Here is an 18,435-nt window from a genome sequence, read left to right as displayed (position 1 = left end):
TATCGTGCCCGGGTGCTCACTGTGACCTCTGTGAATGTGAACGGGCTCCGGGCCGCTGCGAAGAAGGGCTTCGTGGAGTGGCTCGCGGGAACCTCCGCGGACGTGCTGTGCCTGCAGGAGGTGCGCGCCGAGCCCCAGCAGCTGCCGGCGGAGGTCCGGGAGCCGGAGGGCTGGCACGTGGTGCACGCGCCCGCCGCCGCGAAGGGCCGGGCCGGGGTGTCCCTCTACACCCGTCGCGAGCCCGACCGCGTCCAGGTCGGCTTCGGCTCGGCCGAGTTCGACGGCAGCGGCCGGTACGTGGAGGCCGACCTGCCCGGCGTCACGGTGGCCAGCCTCTACCTTCCCTCCGGTGAGGTCGGCACCGACCGGCAGGACGAGAAGGTGCGGTTCATGGGCGAGTTCCTCGCCTACCTGAAGGACTTGCGCGAACGCTCCGCCGCCGACGGGCGCGAGGTCGTGGTCTGCGGCGACTGGAACATCGCCCACCAGCAGGCCGACCTGAAGAACTGGCGCGGGAACCAGAAGAACTCCGGCTTCCTGCCGGAGGAGCGCGAGTGGCTCGGACGGGTCCTCGACCCGGGCGAGGGCGGGTACGTCGATGTCGTCCGTGCCCTGCATCCGGACGTCGAGGGACCGTACACCTGGTGGTCCTACCGGGGGCGGGCCTTCGACAACGACACGGGCTGGCGCATCGACTACCAGATCACGACCCCTGGGCTCGCCGGCAGGGCCGTCAAGGCGTACGTGGAGCGGGCGGCCACGCACGCCGAGCGGTGGTCGGACCATGCTCCTGTGACCGTGGTCTTCGAGAGCTGAGACGGCGCGAGCGAGGCGCGGGGAGGGCCGCGCGCCTCGCTCGGTCAGTTCGTCGCCCGTGTACTCACCGTGCCGGGCGGTGGGAAGGCCCGCACTCGGTTCGGTACATCAGGCATCAGCCCTCACACCGCCCACCAGGTGCAAGGCCGTGAGCAGCAGCTTCCATACGCTGTCCGCTGTGGCCGGAGAACGCCCTGGGGCCTCGCGCTCCGCCGTGAAGGACAGCCCGTAGGCGACCGCCAGCAGGAGATGCGCCACCACCTCGGGGGAGTGCTTGGTCAACGGCGAGTTCTGGTCGTGGTCTCGCTGTGCGTCTCGGGCGGCGACTGCCATCTCCCGTCGGATGCGTGCCGTGAGGTCTGGTGCTCCGCCGACAGGCAGAGTGCAGTCCGCGGCCAGTCGCAGGGCCGCACGGAACCGGGTGTCGTCCTTCATCCGGCGGGCGACGGCCAGGGCAAGGTCATGGAGCGTCGTGTCGGCGGAGGCCCCCGCGACGGAGTGCCGGATGCCGTTCCAGGCCTCCGCGGACTGGCTCACCAGCGCGTCGGCGAGCGCCTTCTTGGACGGGAAGTGTCCGTACAGGGCACCCTTCGTCATGCCTGTGCGTACGGCTACCGTCGCCAGATTGGTGCCGGCGTAGCCATGGAGGGCGAATTCCTCAGCCGCCGCGTCCAGTACCTGGTCCCGGGTGCGCATAGCCCTTGCCTGCTTCACCAACGACTGCGTCCTCTCAAGGTCGAAAGCCAACCCCCGTGAAACATACCCTCTAGAAGGTATGTTACTGCGGTGGTCGACCTGCCCGCCGACCTCCTCCGGCGTGTGGCGATGCCGGTGCGGGGGCCGGCACGCACCGTCCGACGCGGTGCTCGCTGCCGCAGGTGTACGCCCCGCTCCTCGGTGGCGTAGGTGGGACGAAGGGCCTCCGGCAGTCGGGTGGGTGTCGCGTTCCACACCGGGTCCGGAGGCCCTCGTCCCGTTCGAGGACCACTCAGGGTGGGTCGCCCGTCACCGACGCCCCCGGGCCCGTCGCAGTGGTCTCGAGTGCGCTCCGTGGCCCGGGAGAGGAGGCGAGTACCGGCCAGCCCGCTGCCCGTGCGTGGCGGACCAGCACGGGATCCGCGCCAACGACGACGGGGTTGCCCACCGCTTGGAGCATGTCGGCGTCACTGGCGTGGTCTCCGTACGCGAAGCAGTCCGCGGCCCGGACGCCCAGTTCCGTCATCACGGCGGTCGCTGCCTCGGCCTTGACCTCGCCGATCATGGGGCGGGCCACTTCGCCGGTGAGGAAGCCCCTGCTGTCGACGCACTGTTCGGTGCACAGCACCAGATCCGCCCCGAGGTCCTCGGCGATGGGCTCGAGGATCGGCCGGGCCGAGCCGGACACGAGGACGACGCCGTGGCCGGCCTGCTGATGACGGGCGAGCGCCTGCAGACCGGTGGTGACAAAGGCTTCCGCACGGACGCGGTAGGAGCGGTACCAATCCCGGCAGGCAGCCTGAAGCCGGGTGAGTGGGACTCCGGCGTAGCGCCGGTAGTAGGCGCGGTTCATCTCGGCCCTGTCTGCTCCGCGCAGGCGCATCGCTGTCAGGTCGACGACCTCTGCGTGGTACTCGCCGCTGTCGTCTCCCAGCAGCGAGTGCCCGCTGCGGGAGACATGGCGTGCGAAGTCGAACATGCTCTTGGCGGTGATGAGGGTCTCGTCGACATCGAAGAACGCGACGCCCTGTGCGGTCGCCAGACGGCTGGTGGCTCCTGGGCTCATGCGGACGGGTGCGGGCATCAGGTGGCGATCCCTTCCGCCGTGCGCGCGATGCTCTCGCGTCCGCGCGGGCGCTCGGCAGGTGTACGAGGTCGAGTCGCCGGGCTCGGCGCGGTCGTCGGTGCGAAGACGGCCTCAGCGTAGGCGGTGGCCGCGGCGTCGAGGCGCAACGTTCCGTGCGCGGCCGCGGTCCTGATGTCCCGCCAGTGACGCTGTACGGGATCTTCCGTCAGCTGGCCGCGCGCTCCCGGCACCCGCGTCAGCCGGTCGACCGCCTCGGTGCACAACTCCACGGCCACGGCGGCATCCCGTTGCCCCTCGGCCACGAGCAAGGGTGTCACCGGCGCACGGTCGGCCCGGTCGGCGGCTTGTTCGAGCAGCTGGCCGGCGGCGCGTATCTCCGCCCCCGACCGGGCCAGGGCCAACCGCGTGTCAGAAGCCGGTGCTCCGCCCCCGGCAGTCCGCTCTCCGTCGCTCACGGCGTCGGTCCAGGCGGCAAGGGCACCGCGGGCTGCTCCGAGTACGGGCATCGCGAACATCAGCGCACCGACCATCGCGTAGGGCACCCTGTGGCAGCGGGCGGCCCCGGTCGGCGGCCGCAGCAGGTCGGCGAGCGTGCAGGTGCGGTGACGGGGGACCAGCACTCCGTCCGCCTCGACCGTGTTGGTGCCCGTTCCCCGCATGCCCGGGGTGTTCCACGTGTCCAGGACCGTCACTTCGCGGACCGGCACGGCGAACAGCCGGTGCTCGTGGTCTTCGCGCCCCGGGGTCCAGCTCGCCAGGAGTACCCAGTCGGCGTGGTCCACCCCGCTGGCGTAGCGCCAGCGTCCGCTGAGCCGCCATCCGCCAGGTACCGCGGTAGCCGTACCGGACGGAGGCATGATCGCGGCGGCAATGGGCGTGTCCGGCGAGGTGTGCCAGAGGTCGTGCTGCCCCTCCTCCGGGAGGTACGAGGCAAGTCGGCCGTGTGCCGCGAACAGTGTGGCGCACCACGAGGTCGAAGCGCAGGTCTCGCCGAGTGCGGTGGCTGCCGCGCACAGTTGCGCGAACGTTCCTGCCGAGCCACCGAAGCGCCGGGGAACGAAGTGACGCGCGAACCCGGCGTCGAGCAATGCCCGCGCCACGTCGTCCGTGAGCCGCCTTTGCTCCTCCAGAAGGCTCCGGTCCCGGTGGGCGGTCTTCGCGGCGCGGTTCACCGCGTCCGCGCCCCGCGCCGTGTCCAGGCCGATCATGAGGCTGCCCTCGCGTGATCGGCGCGGTGGGGTCCTGGGCATGCCCGCGAGTCCGGGGCGGCGGTGACGGTCGCGGTGATCAGTGTGCGGTTGCCCTGTCGCGCGGTGAGGTGCAGGGCCTGAGCGCTGCGGGGTGAGGACAGCGGGTGAGCGGCGGGCCGGACGGAGAGGGTGACGGGGGAGTCGAGTTCCCCGAAGGCCTCGTAGGTGGCCGTGGCGCCAGTGAGGGTCCGCAGCGGTGCTCCGGAGGATTCGGGCGGGGGAGTGACCGCTGCCGCCTGGCGACAGGCTTCCAGCAGGGCCATGCCGGATATGTGGTCCGACTCGTGGTCGAAGAGCACCGGGTGGTCCTTGCGCAGGCGCAGCAGCCATGTGCCGTCCGGCAGGCCGGGGGCGGTGGCGAGCAGGACGTGGAGGTCGTCACGGAAGCCGACGGACTCGGGAGGCAGGGGTTTCGCCCTGGTCGTGAGTTCTACCGGGCCCGGGTTCTCGGTCCCTGCCTTTCTGGTGCGGTCGCGGATCATCGTGTACCGCTGAGGGCTGAGGACCTCGAACCGCAGGCCGGCGCGACCGCGGTGTACTCCGGCGACGTACACCTCGGCCTGCAGGGCCATGGCGAACCGGCGGGGATGGGCGTGGGCGCGCGTGCAGGAGATGTCCAGGGCGACCGGGAGCGGGCCGGGGCCCCACAACGAGGGCTCGAGGTCGAAGTCGAGGGCCGACAGGACGAACGGGTGGCCCTTGGGCACGTCGTGGAAGGTGTGCGACAGGTGGATCGCCGACTGCCTGATGGTTTCCGCGACCAGCAGGGGGTCGCAGGGTTCGCGGGTGGCGCGGTGTGTCAGGAAGGAGTCGCGGGGCCACAGGGCGGCCACGGCGAAGCGGTTGTCGCCGAGGCGCCGGGCATCGGTTAAGAACACCTCCTCGGCGGCGGACTTGTGGACGTCCGCCGGTGGGAGGGGCGCCTCGAACGACAGCTGGTCGTGGAGCGGGAAGGCGGTGGCTTGGTGCGCCTGGACTGGGATGGACGATGAGGGTCGCTCAGTACAGGTCATGTGGGGTTGCATCTCCCGGTGTCCTCGCGTGCAGGACCACCGGCTGGCTTGCGGCGCTGCAGGGCAGCCGGATGGGTAAGGTGATCACCCACAGAAATATACCTGCGGGAAGGTATTCTGCGATGGAGACTTCGTGGAGGACGAGTCACGGCAGTGTGGGGCCCGCGGTACGAGCAGAGGAAGAGGAAGCCAGCCATGACGAGTGCTCAACAGCCCGCGGTCTTCGCGGCCCAGCACAATGTGCCGCGCGGTCCCGCTCCCCAGCAGGAGCGGGCGGTCAGGACGCGGGCCCAGATCCTGGAGGCGGCGGCGGAGATATTCGCCGCACGCGGCTACCGAGGGGCCTCGGTCAAGGACGTCGCGGAGCGTGTGGGCATGACCAAGGGAGCCGTCTACTTCCACTTCCCCAGCAAGGAGTCCCTGGCCATCGCGGTGGTGGAGGAGCACTACGCGCGCTGGCCCGTTGCCATGGAGGAGATCCGCGCCCAGGGGTTCTCTCCCCTGGAGACGGTCGAGGAGATGCTCAACCGTGCCGCACAGGCCTTCCGTGACGAGCCGGTGATGCAGGCCGGCGCCCGGTTGCAGAACGAACGTGCCTTCATCGAGGCGGAACTGCCGCTGCCTTACGTGGACTGGACCCACCTCCTGCAGTCCCTGCTGGAGGACGCGCGCGAGGCCGGTCAGTTGCGCGCGGGCGTCGAGCCGGAGCCCTCGGCCCGCGCCCTGGTCGCCGCCTTCTTCGGCATGCAGCACGTCTCCGACAACCTGCACCAGCGGGAGGACATCATGGAACGCTGGCAGGAGATGTGGGAGTTGATGTCCTTCGCCATTCGCGCGTGACCGCCTGACGGAAAACCTGGTGGTGCCACTGATAGGAGAATCTCACTCTTTTCCCTGTGCTGCCGCGCCGATTATGTTCTTTGCATGATCTCGAACAGCACTGCAGGAGCTGCCGCACAGTCGGTGAACTCCCCGGCCATGCCGTTGCGTCTGTTCTGTTTTCACCACGCCGGTGCCGGTCAATCGGCCTTCTTCGGTTGGCAGCGACGGCTCGGCGCACGTGTGGAGGTGATTCCTGTCCGGCTTCCCCGCACCGAATCCGTCTCGTCGGCAGGCGGTCGGGGAACCGGCATGGATGTCGTGGCCGAGGCCATCGAGCGTGACATCGGGCCGCTTCTGCGCCGGCCTTACGTGTTCTACGGGCACAGCATGGGCGCTCTCGTGGCCTACCACGTCACGCGCCGCCGCCAGGCCCTCGGGCGGTCGCTGCCCCAGCGACTGCTCGTCGGCGCCTACCCGGCGCCGCACCTTCCGCATCGCCTCCGGGGCAGCTCGCGGCTGACCGACGAGGAACTGCTCGCGCTGCTGCCGCAGGAGCCTGCCCACCTCTCGCGGCTTCTGCGCCAGGCCCCCGGCCTCGCGGCGGCCACCGCGGAACGGTTGCGCACCCACCTGGGCATCTGTGACAGCGCCCAGCTGGTGACGCCGCCGGCCGCGCAGACGGCCGACGACGCTTCGGGCAACCGGCACGAGCCACTCCGCTGCCCGGTCGAGGTGTTCACCGGGACGAGCGACCCGCTCGTGACGGACGCCGAGGCGGAGGCCTGGCGGCAGCACACCCGCGCGCGCTGCCGCGTCCACCGGATGCCCGGTGGGCACTTCTTCACCCGCGAAAGCCCTGAATCGAGGACAGCGTTCTTCGACCGGCTGTCCGAAATCCTTTCGCACGTACCGGAAAGCCGGACAAGCCCACTGTGGCCCCTGCCTGCCGCAGCCGTTTAATGACAGACCGCCTGCATGACACCGTGGAGGATCCCCATGTACCCCCGGACTCTCGAATTCGGCGCTTTTCTCTCCCCCATGCATCCGCTGGGCGAGGATCCCACGCTGCAATTCCAGCGCGATCTCGAACTGATAGAACTCCTCGACCGTCTCGACTACCGCGAATTCTGGGTCGGCGAGCACCACTCCATGGGCTGGAACACCATCGGCAGCCCCGAACTGATCGTGGCGGCGGCCGCCGAGCGCACCCGCCGGATCACACTCGCCACCGGCGTGATGACCCTGCCCTACCACCACCCGTTCATGGTGGCGAGCCGCGCGGTGCACCTGGACCACCTGACCCGCGGCCGGTTCGTCCTCGGTGTGGGCGCCGGCGGCATCCCGACCGACGCCCGCATGATCGGGCGCGAGATGAGCGAACTGCGCACCATGTTCGGGGAGGCGCTGGAGGCGATCGTCGAGCTGGTCAACGGTGAGGAACGAGTGACCAAGAAGACCCCTTGGTTCACCCTGCAGGACGCCAAGCTCCAGCTGTCCCCGTACCGTGACTCCGGGCTGGAGATCGCCGCCGCCAGCGTGGCGTCCGGCAACAGCATGCGGCTGGCCGGACGCCACGGCATCAGCACCGTCTCCTTCGGCGCCCCGCGCCCGGGCCACCCCCGGCCCGACATGCGGACCCAGTGGGCCTACGCGGAGGAGGCGGCCGCCGAGCACGGCAACACAGTGGACCGCCGCAACTGGCGGATCACCCTGCCGGTGTACGTCGCGGAGACGCGCGAGCAGGCGCTCGCCGATGTCCGCGAGGGCTACGACCGCTGGGCGTACGGCTACTGGGGAGACATCCGCGGCCTCGACGTCAGCGTCCCCGGCGTCAAGCGAGCGCACGCCCTGGAAGCGGCGGTGGAGGCGGGCAGCGCGATCGTCGGCTCTGTCGACGACGTGATCGCGGGGATCGAGCGGCTGCGCGAGGAGGTCGGCGGCTTCGGCACCCTGCTCGTCTACGCACAGGACTGGGCCGACTGGGACAGGACCAAGCGCAGTTACGACATGCTGGCCCGCTACGTGGCCCCGCACTTCACCGGCTCCACCAAGCGGCTGGAGGAGTCGGTGCGCTGGTACCAGGACAACCGCGACCTGTTCCCGCAGCTCATCCCGTGATCCGTGCCGTCCGTGCCCGGTCGGGGGCCTCGACCCCCGCCCGGGCACGGACGCAACCGCCTACCTGGCAGCGACAGCCCATGAGCACTGAACCCGTACGCGTCGGCGTCATCGGCGCATCCCCTGACCGAGGCTGGGCCGCCGCGGCGCACATGCCGGCCCTGCACCGTCTGCCGCAGTACGACGTCACCGCGGTCGCCACCAGCCGGCCGGACAGCGCCGGTGAGGCAGCCCGCCGATACGGGGCGGCACACGCCTTCACCGACACCGGCCGCCTCTGCGAGCACCCCGACGTGGAACTGGTCGTGGTCACCGTCAAAGTGCGGCACCACGCGCGGCTGGTGACGGCCGGCCTCGAAGCGGGAAAGCACGTCCTGTGCGAGTGGCCCCTCGCCCGGACCTCCGAGGAAGCCGCCGGGCTCGCCACCGCGGCCCATCGGGCCGGAGTGGTCAACGCCGTCGGCCTCCAGGCCCGGCACGCCCCGGCGGTCGTCCGCGCCAGAGAACTGATCTCGCAGGGCTATGTCGGCGGGGTCACGTCCATCACCGCTTACAGCGCGCGCGGCGTGGCGGCCGGAGCACGACTCCCCGCCGCCTTCGCCTACACACTCGACCAGTCGAGCGGAGCGGGGACCCTCGAAGTGGTCGGCGGGCACACCCTCGACACCGTCCAGTACATGCTCGGAGGGGAACTCACCGCTGTGTCGGCCGGCCTGTCGGTCCAGCACCCCCGCATCACTCTCGACGAGGACGACCGCGAGATCGAAGCGACCAGTCCGGACACCATCGCCCTGCACGCCACAGTCGAGGGCGGCGGCACACTGGCCGCCCACTTCCACGACGCCAAAGGCAGCGGCGGACGTACCCGCATCGAGATCTCCGGCACGGAAGGCGACCTGGCCGTCGTCTCCGCGGGGCCCAGTGGCGATCGAGGGCTGCAGATCAGTGACCTGGCCCTGTTCGGCGCGCGGCGGCCGGAGGGGGAACTGAGCAAGCTCCCGCTCTCCAGTCCCCGCCGCACGCCGGAGCCGGCGGCCGGCCTGCTCCCGGCACAGCGCACCATGGCCCTGCAGTACGCGGCGCTCGCCCATGACATCCGTGCGGGCGGCCATCGGGTCCCGGACTTCGCCGACGGGCTGCGCCTGCACCGGCTGCTGGAGGCGGTGCGGCTGTCCGCTGAAACGGGCAGGCGGCTCGACCGCCGCGCCGGTGGCGGCTCGCAGGTCACGTCTCCTTGGCCGACGCGTCGACGATCGCGGTGAGCAGGCCCGGGAACGCGCGCTCCAGGTCGTCCGAACGCAGGGAGTTCATCCGTGACGTGCCGACGTAGTACTGCCTGATGACGCCGGCCTGGCGCAGCACTTTGAAGTGGTGGGTGCCGGTGGAGCGGGACACCGTGATGTCGAAGGTGCCGCACGCCACGTCGTCGGGAGCCTGCGCCAGCTGCCGGACGATGCTCCGGCGCACGGGGTCGACCAGCGCGTCCAGGACGCCCTGGAGGGTGATGGCATCGGCGTCGGGATGGTCGGTGATGCGCTCAGTGGTGATCCGTGCAGTCACAGGGTGTCCGCCTCCTCATCGCGTACTCCTCGCCATACTACGACCATCATCATAGTTCGATGCGCATCAAAGTTTGACAGCCATCAACATATGGGCTTCAGTGGAGAACGTGCCGGCCTCCGGGCGCAGTTGGCCGGCAGTGCCCCAGCTGCTGCCTCAGAACACCGTTCAGCGGGCTGCGGCTCGTGACCCGACCCCCACAGGAGTAATGCGATGACGACTGTCCGAACGGGCGAAGCGGAAGAGGCCGCGGCCCCCGCGGACGTTCAGCGAGGCGCGCCCAGCGGCCTGAAGATCACGGCACTGGCGACAGGCTTCGTCATGGCGACCCTGGACGTCACCGTCGTGAACGTCGCCGGAGCCACCATCCAGGAGGACCTGCGCACGTCGCTGACCCAACTCACCTGGATCGTCGACGGATACGTGCTGACCTTCGCCTCGCTGCTGATGCTGGCGGGCGGACTGGCCAACCGGATCGGCGCGAAGAAGATCTACCTGTGGGGCATGGCGGTCTTCTTCCTCGCCTCCCTGGCCTGCGCCGTCTCCCCCACGCCGGAGGCGCTGATCGCCGCCCGGCTCGTGCAGGGCGCGGGAGCCGCACTGTTCATGCCCAGTTCCCTGTCCCTGCTGGTCTTCTCCTTCCCGGAAAAGCGCCAGCGCACCAGGATGCTCGGCCTGTGGTCCGCGATCGTGGCGACATCCTCGGGCCTCGGCCCGACGGTGGGCGGCCTCATGGTCAGCGCCTTCGGCTGGGAGTCCATCTTCCTGCTCAATCTGCCGATCGGCGCCATCGGCATGGTCATGACCTACCGCTACATCGCCGCCACGGACGTTCGCGCCACCAAGCTCGCCGTCCCCGGCCACATCGTCTGGATCGTCGCCCTGGCCGCCGTGAGCTTCGCCCTGATCGAGGGCCCGCAGCTCGGCTGGACGGCCGGTCCGGTCCTGGCCGCCTACGCCGTGATGGTCGCCGCCGCCGCCCTGCTGACACTCCGCGAACGCCGGGCCGACAACCTGGTCATGCCGTGGCAGCTGTTCCGCGGCCCCGGATTCTCCGGAGCCAACCTCGTGGGTTTCCTGTTCAACTTCGCCCTCTTCGGCTCGACGTTCATGCTCGGCCTGTACTTCCAGCACGCCCGTGGCGCGACCCCCTTCCAGGCGGGGCTCGAACTGCTGCCGATGACGATCTTCTTCCCGGTGGCGAACATCGTGTACTCGCGGATCTCCGCGCGGTTCTCCAACGGCGTCCTGCTGACCACCTTCCTCCTCGTCGCCGGAGTCGCCTCCCTGACGATGGTGACCATCTCGCCGTCCACCCCCTACTGGGTGCTGGCCGTCGCCGTCGGTGTCGCCAACATCGGAGCCGGCATCATCTCGCCCGGTATGACCGCCGCCCTGGTGGACTCCGCCGGCCCGGAGAACGCCAACGTCGCCGGCTCGGTCCTCAACGCCAACCGGCAGATCGGCTCACTCGTCGGCATCGCGGTCATGGGCGTCATCCTGAACTCGACCAGCGACTGGAACCACGGAGCCGCCGTCTCCTTCCTGGCCGTCGGTATCGCCTACCTCCTGGGCGGTGTCAGCGCCTGGCGGCTCATCTCCCGGCCCGAACGCCGCGCAGCCGTCACGGCCACCGCCTGACCGCGGAACGCCGGCCCCTCCGGCCCGCGACAAAGGCCCCCGACCCGGGTTCCCCGGGTCGGGGGCCTCGTTGTGTCCCGTCATCTACTGGTGCAGTGCCCCCGCGAGTTCCCGGCACTTCCGCACGCGGTCCTGGAGGCTGCCGGTCACGACGTGCACCGGGATCCGCCACTTCTCGAGCGTCTCCAGCAACAACTGGTCGGACAGACGGCGGAAGTGCTCACTGATCGGACGGTGCCCGTCCGGCAGCGGGACGTCGGCCGGCAGATGTACCACCAGGTCGTAGGCGTCGCGGGCGTGCCGCAGGGTCAGCAGCCCTATCTGATCGGCGACTTCCTCGTACAGGGCGGCCGTGGCCGACCGCGGCGCGGTCTCGAGCCGGACCGGGGGAGCGGGAAGACGCCCGAGCACCAGACGGACCTTCGTGTACACCCATTCGTGCAACACCGAGCCGTCCGAGATGAACCCCTGCGACAGGCGCGCCTCGCCCACCGCCCGTTCGGTGAACCTCCGCACGGCGAGCTGGATCAGTTCGGCGTCCGTGCACTCCTCCAGCGACTTGCCCGATCCGCCCGCCGGGTCGCGCATGGCCGCGCCGTGGGTGCGATCCAGCCCGAGCTGATGGGACAGTTCGGTGGTGAGGGTGGTCTTGCCGTTTCCGTACGCCCCGACGACGGCGATCCGCACGGGGCCCTTCTCGCTCGGCGTCATCGCATGCTCCTCGTTGCCGTCCGCCGGCTCCTGGGAGGCGTGGCCGGGACGAGAACCGTCGGATCACCCGCCGACGCGCGGCACCGGTCCGGCCTGCCGTGGGCGGTCAGGTGAGAGGAGAGGAAGTCGGACATGGTCGTGGTGTGCGTCAGCGTTCCGTCGATGTCGAAGAACGCCGCAGACCGTGTGGTGGCGGGCATGGTCCTCCTGCTGGTCGAGAACGGTCGTGTCGAGAACGTTCGTGTGAAGCCGTCGTGTTGAAAGCGGTCGTGTCGAAAGCGGTCGTGAAAGAAGGCCCGGACGGGAGGGCACCGGCGGGATCACCGCCGTGCACCTGCCGTCCGGGCCGGTGTGTCGCGCACCTGGTTGTGAGCCGGTCCGGGCCGATCAGCCGGCCAGTACCGCGCTCTTGCGGGCCACGAGGGCCGCGGCCCCGCCGATGGTCTTGCCGTCGGCGAGTTCCTCGTCGGTCACCTCGACACCGAATTCGCGGGTGAGGACGACCGCCAGCTCCACGAGCACCAGGGAGTCGAACTCCAGCGACTCGAAGTCGGTGGCCGCCGACAGTTCCCTGCCGTCGGTCTCGAAGTGCTCACTGATGATCGCGGTGAGGCGCGCGACCGTGGACTCGGTCATGCTGTTCTCCTTCGTATGCGTGGGGGAGGGGCGGCGGGGAGTTCCGGCACCGCGCGTGTGGTGCCGGAAGCTCACAGGGCGGTGACGTCTGGCCAGACCAGCGCGGTGGACCCCCATGTCACACCGCCGCCGAAGGCACTGACCAGCACGCGGTCGCCGGCCGTCAGCGTCCCTTCGCCGGCGGCGCGGGCGAGCGCCAGCGGTATTGACGCCGCCGAAGTGTTGCCGACCCGGTCGAGATCGATCACGGCGCGCTTCTCCTCGATGCCGAGCTGCCCGGCGACAGCGTGCAGAATGCGCGCGTTGGCCTGGTGCGCCACCAGCCGGTCGACGGACTCGGACGGCCAGCCGACCCGCTCGAGCACCGCGCCGGCTGATGCGGCCATGCGGGTCACCGCGTGCCGGAAGACAGGCTTGCCCTGCATCGTGAAGTACGGCTTCCCCGACGTGGCGGCAGCCTCCGCTGTCCGCTCCCGCGAGCCGCCGTCCGGAATCATGATGAGGTCCTTCAGGGATCCGTCACTGCCCAGGTCGAACCCGAGGAAGGCGCCCGGCTCGTCGACCCGGCCGGAGCGCAGCACGGCTGCCCCGGCGCCGTCACCGAAGATGACGGACGTGGCACGGTCCTGTGGATCGAGGATCGTGGAGTACGTCTCGGCGCCGATGACCAGAGCGCTGTCGGCGAGCCCGGCCGTGAGGGAGGCGGCCGCGGAAGCGAGCCCGTAGACGAAGCCGCTGCACACGGCCGCGATGTCGTACGCCGCGACCGTGCCGAGACCCAGCCTGCCCGCCACGTCGGGCGCGGTGGCGGGGCAGGGGTGATCAGGCGTGGTGGTGGCCAGGACCACCAGGTCCACCCCGTCAACTCCCGCGGCCTTCAACGCCTTCTCGCCCGCTTCCACAGCGAGGTCGCTGGTGGCCGCTCCCCGGCTCCAGTAGCGCTGCCGGATGCCGGTGCGTGACCGTATCCACTCGTCGGACGTATCCAGGCGCTGGGACAGGTCCTCGTTGGTCACCAGGTGCGTCGGCAGCGCGGTGCCCAGACCGGCCAGGACACCCGCGCCGCTCATGCCACGGCGACCGGCGAGCGGTCGAGCTCGCTGGTGGTGTCGATCTTCGCGTAGTCGTCCTGGGCCCGGGCGATGGCCTCGTCGATCGACATCTTCGGGGTGAAGCCGTAGATGTCGATGATCTTTTCCAGCCGCTCGGGGACGGAGCCTCCGACGATGTGCACAGGGATCTGCAGTTCCTCCAGAACCTTCAGCAGCATCTCGTCGGCCAGGGAACGGAAACGCTCGTTGACGGGCCGGTGACCGTCCTCGACCAGCGGGAACTCGATGGGCAGGTGGACGAAGGAGTCGTACGAGGCCTTGGCGTGCTGCTTGGCCGGGACGCCCATCTGGTCCATGACCTCGGAGAAGAACCGGATCTCGTCCGTCATCTCGATGGTGTCGAGGTTCACCGAGTCGTTCGGGTTGATGCCCACCAGGACCCGGACGGTGCCGTAGCACCACTCGTGGAGCGAGGACCCGTCGGACACGAACCCGCCCGGCAGGTGGCTCTCGTTGACCGCGCGCTCCTGGTTGCGCCGCATGATCAGCATGATGATCTCGGAGGCGGTGCACTCCTCGAGAGTCTTGCCGGGCACCGAGATGGGGAGCAGCTCGCGCATCGTCTTCGCGGCACTGCGCGGAAGCCCGATGAGATGCGAGACGGCCATGGTGGTCAGGGTCTTGCCGACCGAATACGTACCGGAGATGGCGAGGTTCATGAGTTTCCTTTTCTCTGGGATTTCCGGATCCGCAGGGAGCCAGGCGGAGTGAGCGGCAGGTGCATTTCGGTTTCGGGCGTGTACGCCGCCGCGTCGTACACGCCCGCGTCGGTGGACCGCGTCGGCGGTGGGGATTCAAGGCAGACGGTGGGCGACCGAGCAGCGCATGCGCACGCCGTGGAATTCGCCGACGATGTCCGCCGAGCGCCAGATTTCCGCCTTGCTGTTCTCCAGGACCTTGAGGCGTTCGAGCCACGCGGTGGTCGACGCGGTGGCGGGCAACGGGCCACGCGCCGGATCGGGTTCGAGCACTGTCTCGCGCATCCAGAGCGTGTTGCTGCTCGCCCGTGGCACGTCGTCGAGCGCGTACAGCAGTACCTGGCCGAGTTGCAGCCCGATGACGAAGGCGTCGACGGGTGAGGCGCAGGCTCGGTAGGCACCGTCCAGGCCCGCCGCGGGCAGCGGTGCGCCGTCCTGCGCGGTCACACGTACGGCGGCCGTGGCCGTGTGCGTCCGCGGATCGAGTTCGACGTCCTCGACGTACTGCCCGCGGGTGGTGAACCCTTCTCCGAACAGACGCGGGCGCGGGTCGCCGAGCACGTCGTGCGGCGCGTCGTAGAGCCCGGCGACCGGGTTCGGGACGCCGGCCTCGTGGAGGATCTCGCACCGCGTCCGCAGCGTGCCGACCACGCAGTCCACGGTGCTCACGAACAGCCCCGCGGCGTGGTCGGAAGGCACGGTCCCCACGACCTGGGCAACGGCCGGGAAGTCGGCCAGATCGTCCTCGACCGGGCTCGTTCCGGCCTTGATACGGGCCCGTTGGAGTACGGACCGTGCCTGCTGCTCCGTGCTCAGACCGAGGGTGTGCGCCAAGTGGATCTCACTGAGCTGGGCGCCGATGACCAGGACGTCCACGGTGGACAGATGCGGACGCTGGTCCTTGTCCCCCTTGCGTGACCAGTCGCTGGGGTAGGACACGCTGACGCGGGCACTGGTCTGTGACACCTCGCCCGTCCCCGAGGTGACGGAGATCTGGCGGAGCTGGTGCTTCGCCCGTTTGAACCCCTCCCCGAAAAATCGGTTCTCCCTCGGTCCGAGGACATCGTCGATGGAGCGGTGGAAAGTTTTCGGAGATATAGCGCCGATGGCTGACACGCACCCTCCAGTTGGCTTTCAACAGGTGCCGTTTACGTGACATCGACTATCCCGTGGCGGCGCGACGCTTTTCCAGAGCGAGGTTGTCCTGGCACTGCGTCTGGTGGTGGTGGAAAAACCAGGAACAGTGGCCACTTCCGTCCTCGCGGAAGTGCGGCGACCATTTCCTCTGCGCATGTGTCCCGAAGATGTGGAGGAGAAGGTGGTCAGGCAGATGCTGGCTGTCAGCCAGTACGAATTCGGAGAGCCCGGGGTGCTCACCGCGGTGAGCACCGACCGGCCCCGGCCCGGGTTCAACGAGATCCTGGTGCGGGTCCACGCCGCGGGCGTCAACCCGGTCGACTGGCGCACGCGCGCCGACGGAGGACTGGGCACGCTCGGCGAACCGCCGTTCGTCCTCGGCTGGGACGTGTCCGGCACGGTCGAGTCGGTCGGCGTGGGCGTCACGCTGTTCCGGCCGGGAGACCGCGTGTTGGGCATGCCGCGTTTCCCGTACGAGGGGGGCGCCTACGCCGAGTACGTGGTGGGTCCCGCCCGGCACTTCGCCCACACACCGCGGCGGCTCGGCCCCGTGGAGGCCGCCGCGCTGCCGCTGGCCGGCCTCACGGCCTGGCAGGCCCTCGTGGACACCGCGGATGTACGGGCCGGGCAGCACGTACTGGTGCACGGTGCGGCCGGCGGCGTGGGACATCTCGCCGTACAGATCGCCAAGGCCCGTGGAGCGAAGGTGATCGGAACCGCCCGGGCGTCCCGGCATGACGACGTGAGGGAGCTGGGCGCTGACGACGTGATCGACTACACGCGCCACGACTTCACCGGGATGGTGGGCGAGGTCGATGTGGTCCTCGACACCGTCGGTGGTGGCTGTGCGGAACGCTCGCTGTCCGTGCTCCGGCCCGGCGGCGTCCTGGTGACGTTGCCCGGCCCGCCCGACGAGGCGCTGGCCCAGCGGGCCGCCGAGCTCGGGGCGCGGCTGGAGTTCATGCTGGTCGAGCCGGACCGGCAGGGCCTGCTGGCCCTCACCGAACTGGTCCGTAGTGAGCGTCTGAGGCCCGTGGTGGATACGGTGCTGCCTCTCCCCCACGCCGCCAAGGCACACGAACTCTGCGAGAACGGCGGTGTGTTCGGCAAGGTCGTGCTGGACACGACCCGTGCCGCAGTGTGACGCTCCGCCGTGCCGGACGCCAGAGCGTGGCCACCCCCGGGTGGCCACGCTCTGGCGTCGGCTGTCAGCGGCTCAGTGCAGCGTGGTGAGCATCCGCGCGTCGAACGGAACCAACTGCGCGGAGCGACCCGCCCGCACCTTCGCGGGCCAGGCCGGATCGGCGATCAGAGCGCGGCCCACGGCGACGAGATCGAACTCTCCCCGCGCGAGCCGGTCGGCGACCGCGTCGACATCGCCGATGCCGGCTCCCTTGCCCTCCAGGTAGGTGAGGAAGTCGCTGTCCTCCAGACCGACCGAGCCGACGGTGATCGCCGGCCGTCCGGTGACCTTCTTGGTCCAGCCCGCCAGATTGAGGGGTGCTCCTTCGAACTCGGGCTGCCAGAAGCGGCGTGTGGAGCAGTGGAAGACATCCACGCCCGCGTCCGCCAGGGGGCCGAGCAGCTGAGCCAGTTCGTCCGGGCTGTCCGCGAGCCGCGCTGTGTAGTGGCCGACCTTCCACTGGGAGAAGCGCAGGATGATGGGGAAGTCCTCGCCCACGGCACGGCGGCAGGCGCGTACGACCTCGGCGCCGAAGCGTGCCCGGGCAGTGAGGCTGCCCCCGAAGTGGTCGGTGCGCCGATTGGTGACGGACCAGAGGAACTGGTCGATGAGGTAGCCGTGCGCGGCGTGCAACTCGACGGCGTCGAACCCGATGCGCCGAGCGTCCGCGGCCGCTCGCGCATAGGCGTCGATGACATCCGCGATGTCGGTGTCGGTCATCACACGCCCGACAACACCTTCCGCGGGCCTCGACGGATCGACGCCCGAGGGGCTGACCAACTCGAAGTCCGCCGGCACGGCGGAGGCGACTTCTTCTGCTGTCATCCCCCACAGCAACGGGTCGAGACCCACGTGCATGAGCTGGGCCGCGATCCGGCCGCCGGCGGCATGGACCGCGTCCACCACGTCTGCCCAGCCGGTGAGCGCGTCGGCGCCGTGGATGCGGGGCACGGCGGTACGCCGCTCGGATGCCGGGTGGCCGATGGCGGCCCCCTCGGTGATGATCAGCCCGACCCCGTTGCCGGCGCGGCGCGCGTAGTACGCGGCGACCTCAGGCGTGGGTACCCCGTCCGGGGAGAGCTCCCGGGTCATGGGGGCCATGACGATCCGGTTCGCCAGGGCCAGTGACCCCACGGTGAAGGGCTCGAAGAGTGGTGCCGACGTGGCAGGAAGAGGGGTTGTGCTGGGCACAGAATGGTCCCTTCGGATGTCCGGTCCCTGCGGGCGGCGGGGCCGCGTGGAGGCGGCCCCGCGACTCCCGTCCGTGCTCACGCGGTAAGGCTGGCGGCCGCGCGAAGATCGGCGGGGGTGAACATGTGCGGGAAGACGGCCCCGCCCGGGTCGAGTGCGGCGGACTCGTCCAGGCCGCCCAGATCCACCGGAGTGAATCCCGCTTCACTGACCAGCTGGGCGACAAGCTCCTTGGCGGCGGCGTCGTCACCGGAGTACGCCATGCCCCAGAAGTGCCTCTGCTGTGTTCCTCGCGACCACAGCAGCTCGTCCATGACGTGCGTGAACGCACGGACAACCGTCGAGTCGGGCAGAAGCTTGGCGGTGCGGCGTCCCTGGGTCACGCCCGGCTCGAGGGTGGAGATGATGCGGCCCTCGCTCGACAGCCCCATGGGGTTGGTGGCGTCGACGACGAGTTTGCCGGCCAGCTTGTCGCCCACTGAGGTCAGCAGTTCCTCCCAGGCCGGGTAGGGAACCGACAGCAGCAGGATGTCGCTCGCGTCAGCCGCCTCAGCCAGTGTGGCGGCCGTCGCGGCCGGACCGAGCCCGCCCACGAACTCCTCGAGCCGTTCCGGGGTACGCGACCCGAAGGTCACCTTGTGGCCGGCGGCGATCCAGTGCCGTCCGATCGGGCGGCCGATGTTGCCCGCACCGAGAACGCCGATGTTCAGGGGCGTACTGACGTTGGTCATGGCAGAACTCCTTCGGAGATTTTCTGTGCGTAG

20 protein-coding genes are annotated in these 18,435 nt (G+C 69.9%); 8 read left to right on the top strand and 12 right to left on the bottom strand.

Annotated elements, in window-relative coordinates; translation table 11 throughout:
• Nucleotides 1–12 precede the first annotated feature (12 nt).
• Nucleotides 13–816, top strand: coding sequence for an exodeoxyribonuclease III (locus ACZ49J_RS24480; RefSeq protein ID WP_467457366.1), 804 nt, complete (start codon nt 13–15; stop codon nt 814–816).
• Between the two features lie 108 nt (nt 817–924).
• On the opposite strand, the gene ACZ49J_RS24475 is transcribed toward ACZ49J_RS24480, so the two are convergent.
• The 4 genes from ACZ49J_RS24475 to ACZ49J_RS24460 form a co-directional block, all read right to left on the bottom strand.
• The gene (locus ACZ49J_RS24475; protein WP_467457367.1) at nt 925–1,512 is read right to left on the bottom strand and encodes a TetR family transcriptional regulator; all 588 of its coding nucleotides are present in this window, start codon (nt 1,510–1,512) and stop codon (nt 925–927) included.
• A gap of 292 nt (nt 1,513–1,804) precedes the next feature.
• Nucleotides 1,805–2,596 carry an HAD family hydrolase gene (locus ACZ49J_RS24470; protein WP_467457368.1) on the bottom strand — a complete coding sequence of 264 codons (792 nt, stop codon included), beginning with the start codon at nt 2,594–2,596 and terminating at the stop codon, nt 1,805–1,807.
• Nucleotides 2,596–3,849 carry an acyl-CoA dehydrogenase family protein gene (locus tag ACZ49J_RS24465; protein WP_468350220.1) on the bottom strand — a complete coding sequence of 418 codons (1,254 nt, stop codon included), beginning with the start codon at nt 3,847–3,849 and terminating at the stop codon, nt 2,596–2,598. The genes ACZ49J_RS24470 and ACZ49J_RS24465 overlap by 1 nt, the downstream gene beginning before the upstream one ends.
• On the bottom strand, nt 3,804–4,862 hold the full coding sequence (locus tag ACZ49J_RS24460) for a ScbA/BarX family gamma-butyrolactone biosynthesis protein (RefSeq protein WP_467457370.1): 1,059 nt from the start codon (nt 4,860–4,862) through the stop codon (nt 3,804–3,806). Before ACZ49J_RS24460 ends, ACZ49J_RS24465 begins: the two co-directional genes overlap by 46 nt.
• A 195-nt stretch (nt 4,863–5,057) precedes the next feature.
• Between ACZ49J_RS24460 and ACZ49J_RS24455 the strand changes: the two genes are divergently transcribed.
• The 4 genes from ACZ49J_RS24455 to ACZ49J_RS24440 all read left to right on the top strand — a co-directional run bounded on the left by ACZ49J_RS24455 (nt 5,058) and on the right by ACZ49J_RS24440 (nt 9,064).
• Nucleotides 5,058–5,702, top strand: a complete 645-nt coding sequence (locus ACZ49J_RS24455) for a ScbR family autoregulator-binding transcription factor (RefSeq protein ID WP_467457371.1) — start codon at nt 5,058–5,060, stop codon at nt 5,700–5,702.
• 84 nt (nt 5,703–5,786) lie between these two features.
• The gene (locus ACZ49J_RS24450; protein WP_467457372.1) at nt 5,787–6,644 is read left to right on the top strand and encodes a thioesterase II family protein; all 858 of its coding nucleotides are present in this window, start codon (nt 5,787–5,789) and stop codon (nt 6,642–6,644) included.
• A 36-nt stretch (nt 6,645–6,680) separates the two neighbouring features.
• Nucleotides 6,681–7,802: an LLM class flavin-dependent oxidoreductase gene (locus ACZ49J_RS24445; RefSeq protein ID WP_467457374.1), complete on the top strand. Its 1,122-nt coding sequence runs from the start codon at nt 6,681–6,683 to the stop codon at nt 7,800–7,802.
• A gap of 80 nt (nt 7,803–7,882) precedes the next feature.
• Nucleotides 7,883–9,064: a Gfo/Idh/MocA family protein gene (locus tag ACZ49J_RS24440; RefSeq protein ID WP_467457375.1), complete on the top strand. Its 1,182-nt coding sequence runs from the start codon at nt 7,883–7,885 to the stop codon at nt 9,062–9,064.
• On the opposite strand, the gene ACZ49J_RS24435 is transcribed toward ACZ49J_RS24440, so the two are convergent.
• Nucleotides 9,027–9,362, bottom strand: a complete 336-nt coding sequence (locus ACZ49J_RS24435) for an ArsR/SmtB family transcription factor (protein WP_467457377.1) — start codon at nt 9,360–9,362, stop codon at nt 9,027–9,029. The two genes, ACZ49J_RS24440 and ACZ49J_RS24435, sit on opposite strands and share 38 nt — an antisense overlap.
• Before the next feature lie 213 nt (nt 9,363–9,575).
• On the opposite strand from ACZ49J_RS24435, the gene ACZ49J_RS24430 reads away from it, so the two are divergent.
• On the top strand, nt 9,576–11,003 hold the full coding sequence (locus ACZ49J_RS24430; RefSeq protein ID WP_467457378.1) for an MFS transporter: 1,428 nt from the start codon (nt 9,576–9,578) through the stop codon (nt 11,001–11,003).
• An 84-nt stretch (nt 11,004–11,087) separates the two neighbouring features.
• On the opposite strand, the gene ACZ49J_RS24425 is transcribed toward ACZ49J_RS24430, so the two are convergent.
• Nucleotides 11,088–11,714 (bottom strand): ATP/GTP-binding protein, encoded by a 627-nt coding sequence (locus ACZ49J_RS24425; protein ID WP_467457379.1) that lies wholly within the window; start codon nt 11,712–11,714, stop codon nt 11,088–11,090.
• Nucleotides 11,715–11,846: 132 nt separating this feature from the next.
• Between ACZ49J_RS24425 and ACZ49J_RS24420 the strand changes: the two genes are divergently transcribed.
• Nucleotides 11,847–11,975: a hypothetical protein gene (locus tag ACZ49J_RS24420; RefSeq protein ID WP_468350211.1), complete on the top strand. Its 129-nt coding sequence runs from the start codon at nt 11,847–11,849 to the stop codon at nt 11,973–11,975.
• 126 nt (nt 11,976–12,101) lie between these two features.
• On the opposite strand, the gene ACZ49J_RS24415 is transcribed toward ACZ49J_RS24420, so the two are convergent.
• The 4 genes from ACZ49J_RS24415 to ACZ49J_RS24400 form a co-directional block, all read right to left on the bottom strand.
• Complete coding sequence (locus tag ACZ49J_RS24415; RefSeq protein WP_467457382.1) at nt 12,102–12,350, bottom strand: acyl carrier protein; 249 nt, start codon at nt 12,348–12,350, stop codon at nt 12,102–12,104.
• Between the two features lie 71 nt (nt 12,351–12,421).
• A complete protein-coding gene (locus ACZ49J_RS24410; protein WP_467457383.1) occupies nt 12,422–13,420 on the bottom strand; it encodes a beta-ketoacyl-ACP synthase III in 999 nt (332 codons plus the stop codon).
• Nucleotides 13,417–14,121 (bottom strand): AAA family ATPase, encoded by a 705-nt coding sequence (locus tag ACZ49J_RS24405; protein ID WP_467457384.1) that lies wholly within the window; start codon nt 14,119–14,121, stop codon nt 13,417–13,419. The genes ACZ49J_RS24410 and ACZ49J_RS24405 overlap by 4 nt, the downstream gene beginning before the upstream one ends.
• A 135-nt stretch (nt 14,122–14,256) precedes the next feature.
• Nucleotides 14,257–15,276, bottom strand: a complete 1,020-nt coding sequence (locus ACZ49J_RS24400) for an AvrD family protein (RefSeq protein WP_467457385.1) — start codon at nt 15,274–15,276, stop codon at nt 14,257–14,259.
• Between the two features lie 175 nt (nt 15,277–15,451).
• Between ACZ49J_RS24400 and ACZ49J_RS24395 the strand changes: the two genes are divergently transcribed.
• Complete coding sequence (locus ACZ49J_RS24395) at nt 15,452–16,441, top strand: NADP-dependent oxidoreductase (protein ID WP_467457386.1); 990 nt, start codon at nt 15,452–15,454, stop codon at nt 16,439–16,441.
• A 72-nt stretch (nt 16,442–16,513) separates the two neighbouring features.
• On the opposite strand, the gene ACZ49J_RS24390 is transcribed toward ACZ49J_RS24395, so the two are convergent.
• Both ACZ49J_RS24390 and ACZ49J_RS24385 read right to left on the bottom strand, forming a co-directional pair.
• Nucleotides 16,514–17,671 carry an NADH:flavin oxidoreductase gene (locus ACZ49J_RS24390; RefSeq protein WP_467457387.1) on the bottom strand — a complete coding sequence of 386 codons (1,158 nt, stop codon included), beginning with the start codon at nt 17,669–17,671 and terminating at the stop codon, nt 16,514–16,516.
• Nucleotides 17,672–17,748: 77 nt separating this feature from the next.
• Complete coding sequence (locus ACZ49J_RS24385) at nt 17,749–18,402, bottom strand: NADPH-dependent F420 reductase (protein WP_467452543.1); 654 nt, start codon at nt 18,400–18,402, stop codon at nt 17,749–17,751.
• Nucleotides 18,403–18,435 lie beyond the last annotated feature (33 nt).

This window comes from Streptomyces sp. NPDC030840, assembly GCF_055572015.1.
This window is presented reverse-complemented; position numbering and strand designations above follow the sequence as displayed.

Bases quoted from the DNA above. Each gene is read 5' to 3' on its own strand.
- ACZ49J_RS24475 (WP_467457367.1), bottom strand. From the start codon at position 1,512: ATGCGCACCCGGGACCAGGTACTGGACGCGGCGGCTGAGGAATTCGCC.
- ACZ49J_RS24470 (WP_467457368.1), bottom strand. From the start codon at position 2,596: ATGCCCGCACCCGTCCGCATGAGCCCAGGAGCCACCAGCCGTCTGGCG.
- ACZ49J_RS24465 (WP_468350220.1), bottom strand. From the start codon at position 3,849: ATGCCCAGGACCCCACCGCGCCGATCACGCGAGGGCAGCCTCATGATC.
- ACZ49J_RS24460 (WP_467457370.1), bottom strand. From the start codon at position 4,862: ATGACCTGTACTGAGCGACCCTCATCGTCCATCCCAGTCCAGGCGCAC.
- ACZ49J_RS24455 (WP_467457371.1), top strand. From the start codon at position 5,058: ATGACGAGTGCTCAACAGCCCGCGGTCTTCGCGGCCCAGCACAATGTG.
- ACZ49J_RS24450 (WP_467457372.1), top strand. From the start codon at position 5,787: ATGATCTCGAACAGCACTGCAGGAGCTGCCGCACAGTCGGTGAACTCC.
- ACZ49J_RS24445 (WP_467457374.1), top strand. From the start codon at position 6,681: ATGTACCCCCGGACTCTCGAATTCGGCGCTTTTCTCTCCCCCATGCAT.
- ACZ49J_RS24440 (WP_467457375.1), top strand. From the start codon at position 7,883: ATGAGCACTGAACCCGTACGCGTCGGCGTCATCGGCGCATCCCCTGAC.
- ACZ49J_RS24430 (WP_467457378.1), top strand. From the start codon at position 9,576: ATGACGACTGTCCGAACGGGCGAAGCGGAAGAGGCCGCGGCCCCCGCG.
- ACZ49J_RS24425 (WP_467457379.1), bottom strand. From the start codon at position 11,714: ATGACGCCGAGCGAGAAGGGCCCCGTGCGGATCGCCGTCGTCGGGGCG.
- ACZ49J_RS24420 (WP_468350211.1), top strand. From the start codon at position 11,847: ATGGTCGTGGTGTGCGTCAGCGTTCCGTCGATGTCGAAGAACGCCGCA.
- ACZ49J_RS24415 (WP_467457382.1), bottom strand. From the start codon at position 12,350: ATGACCGAGTCCACGGTCGCGCGCCTCACCGCGATCATCAGTGAGCAC.
- ACZ49J_RS24410 (WP_467457383.1), bottom strand. From the start codon at position 13,420: ATGAGCGGCGCGGGTGTCCTGGCCGGTCTGGGCACCGCGCTGCCGACG.
- ACZ49J_RS24405 (WP_467457384.1), bottom strand. From the start codon at position 14,121: ATGAACCTCGCCATCTCCGGTACGTATTCGGTCGGCAAGACCCTGACC.
- ACZ49J_RS24395 (WP_467457386.1), top strand. From the start codon at position 15,452: ATGTGTCCCGAAGATGTGGAGGAGAAGGTGGTCAGGCAGATGCTGGCT.
- ACZ49J_RS24385 (WP_467452543.1), bottom strand. From the start codon at position 18,402: ATGACCAACGTCAGTACGCCCCTGAACATCGGCGTTCTCGGTGCGGGC.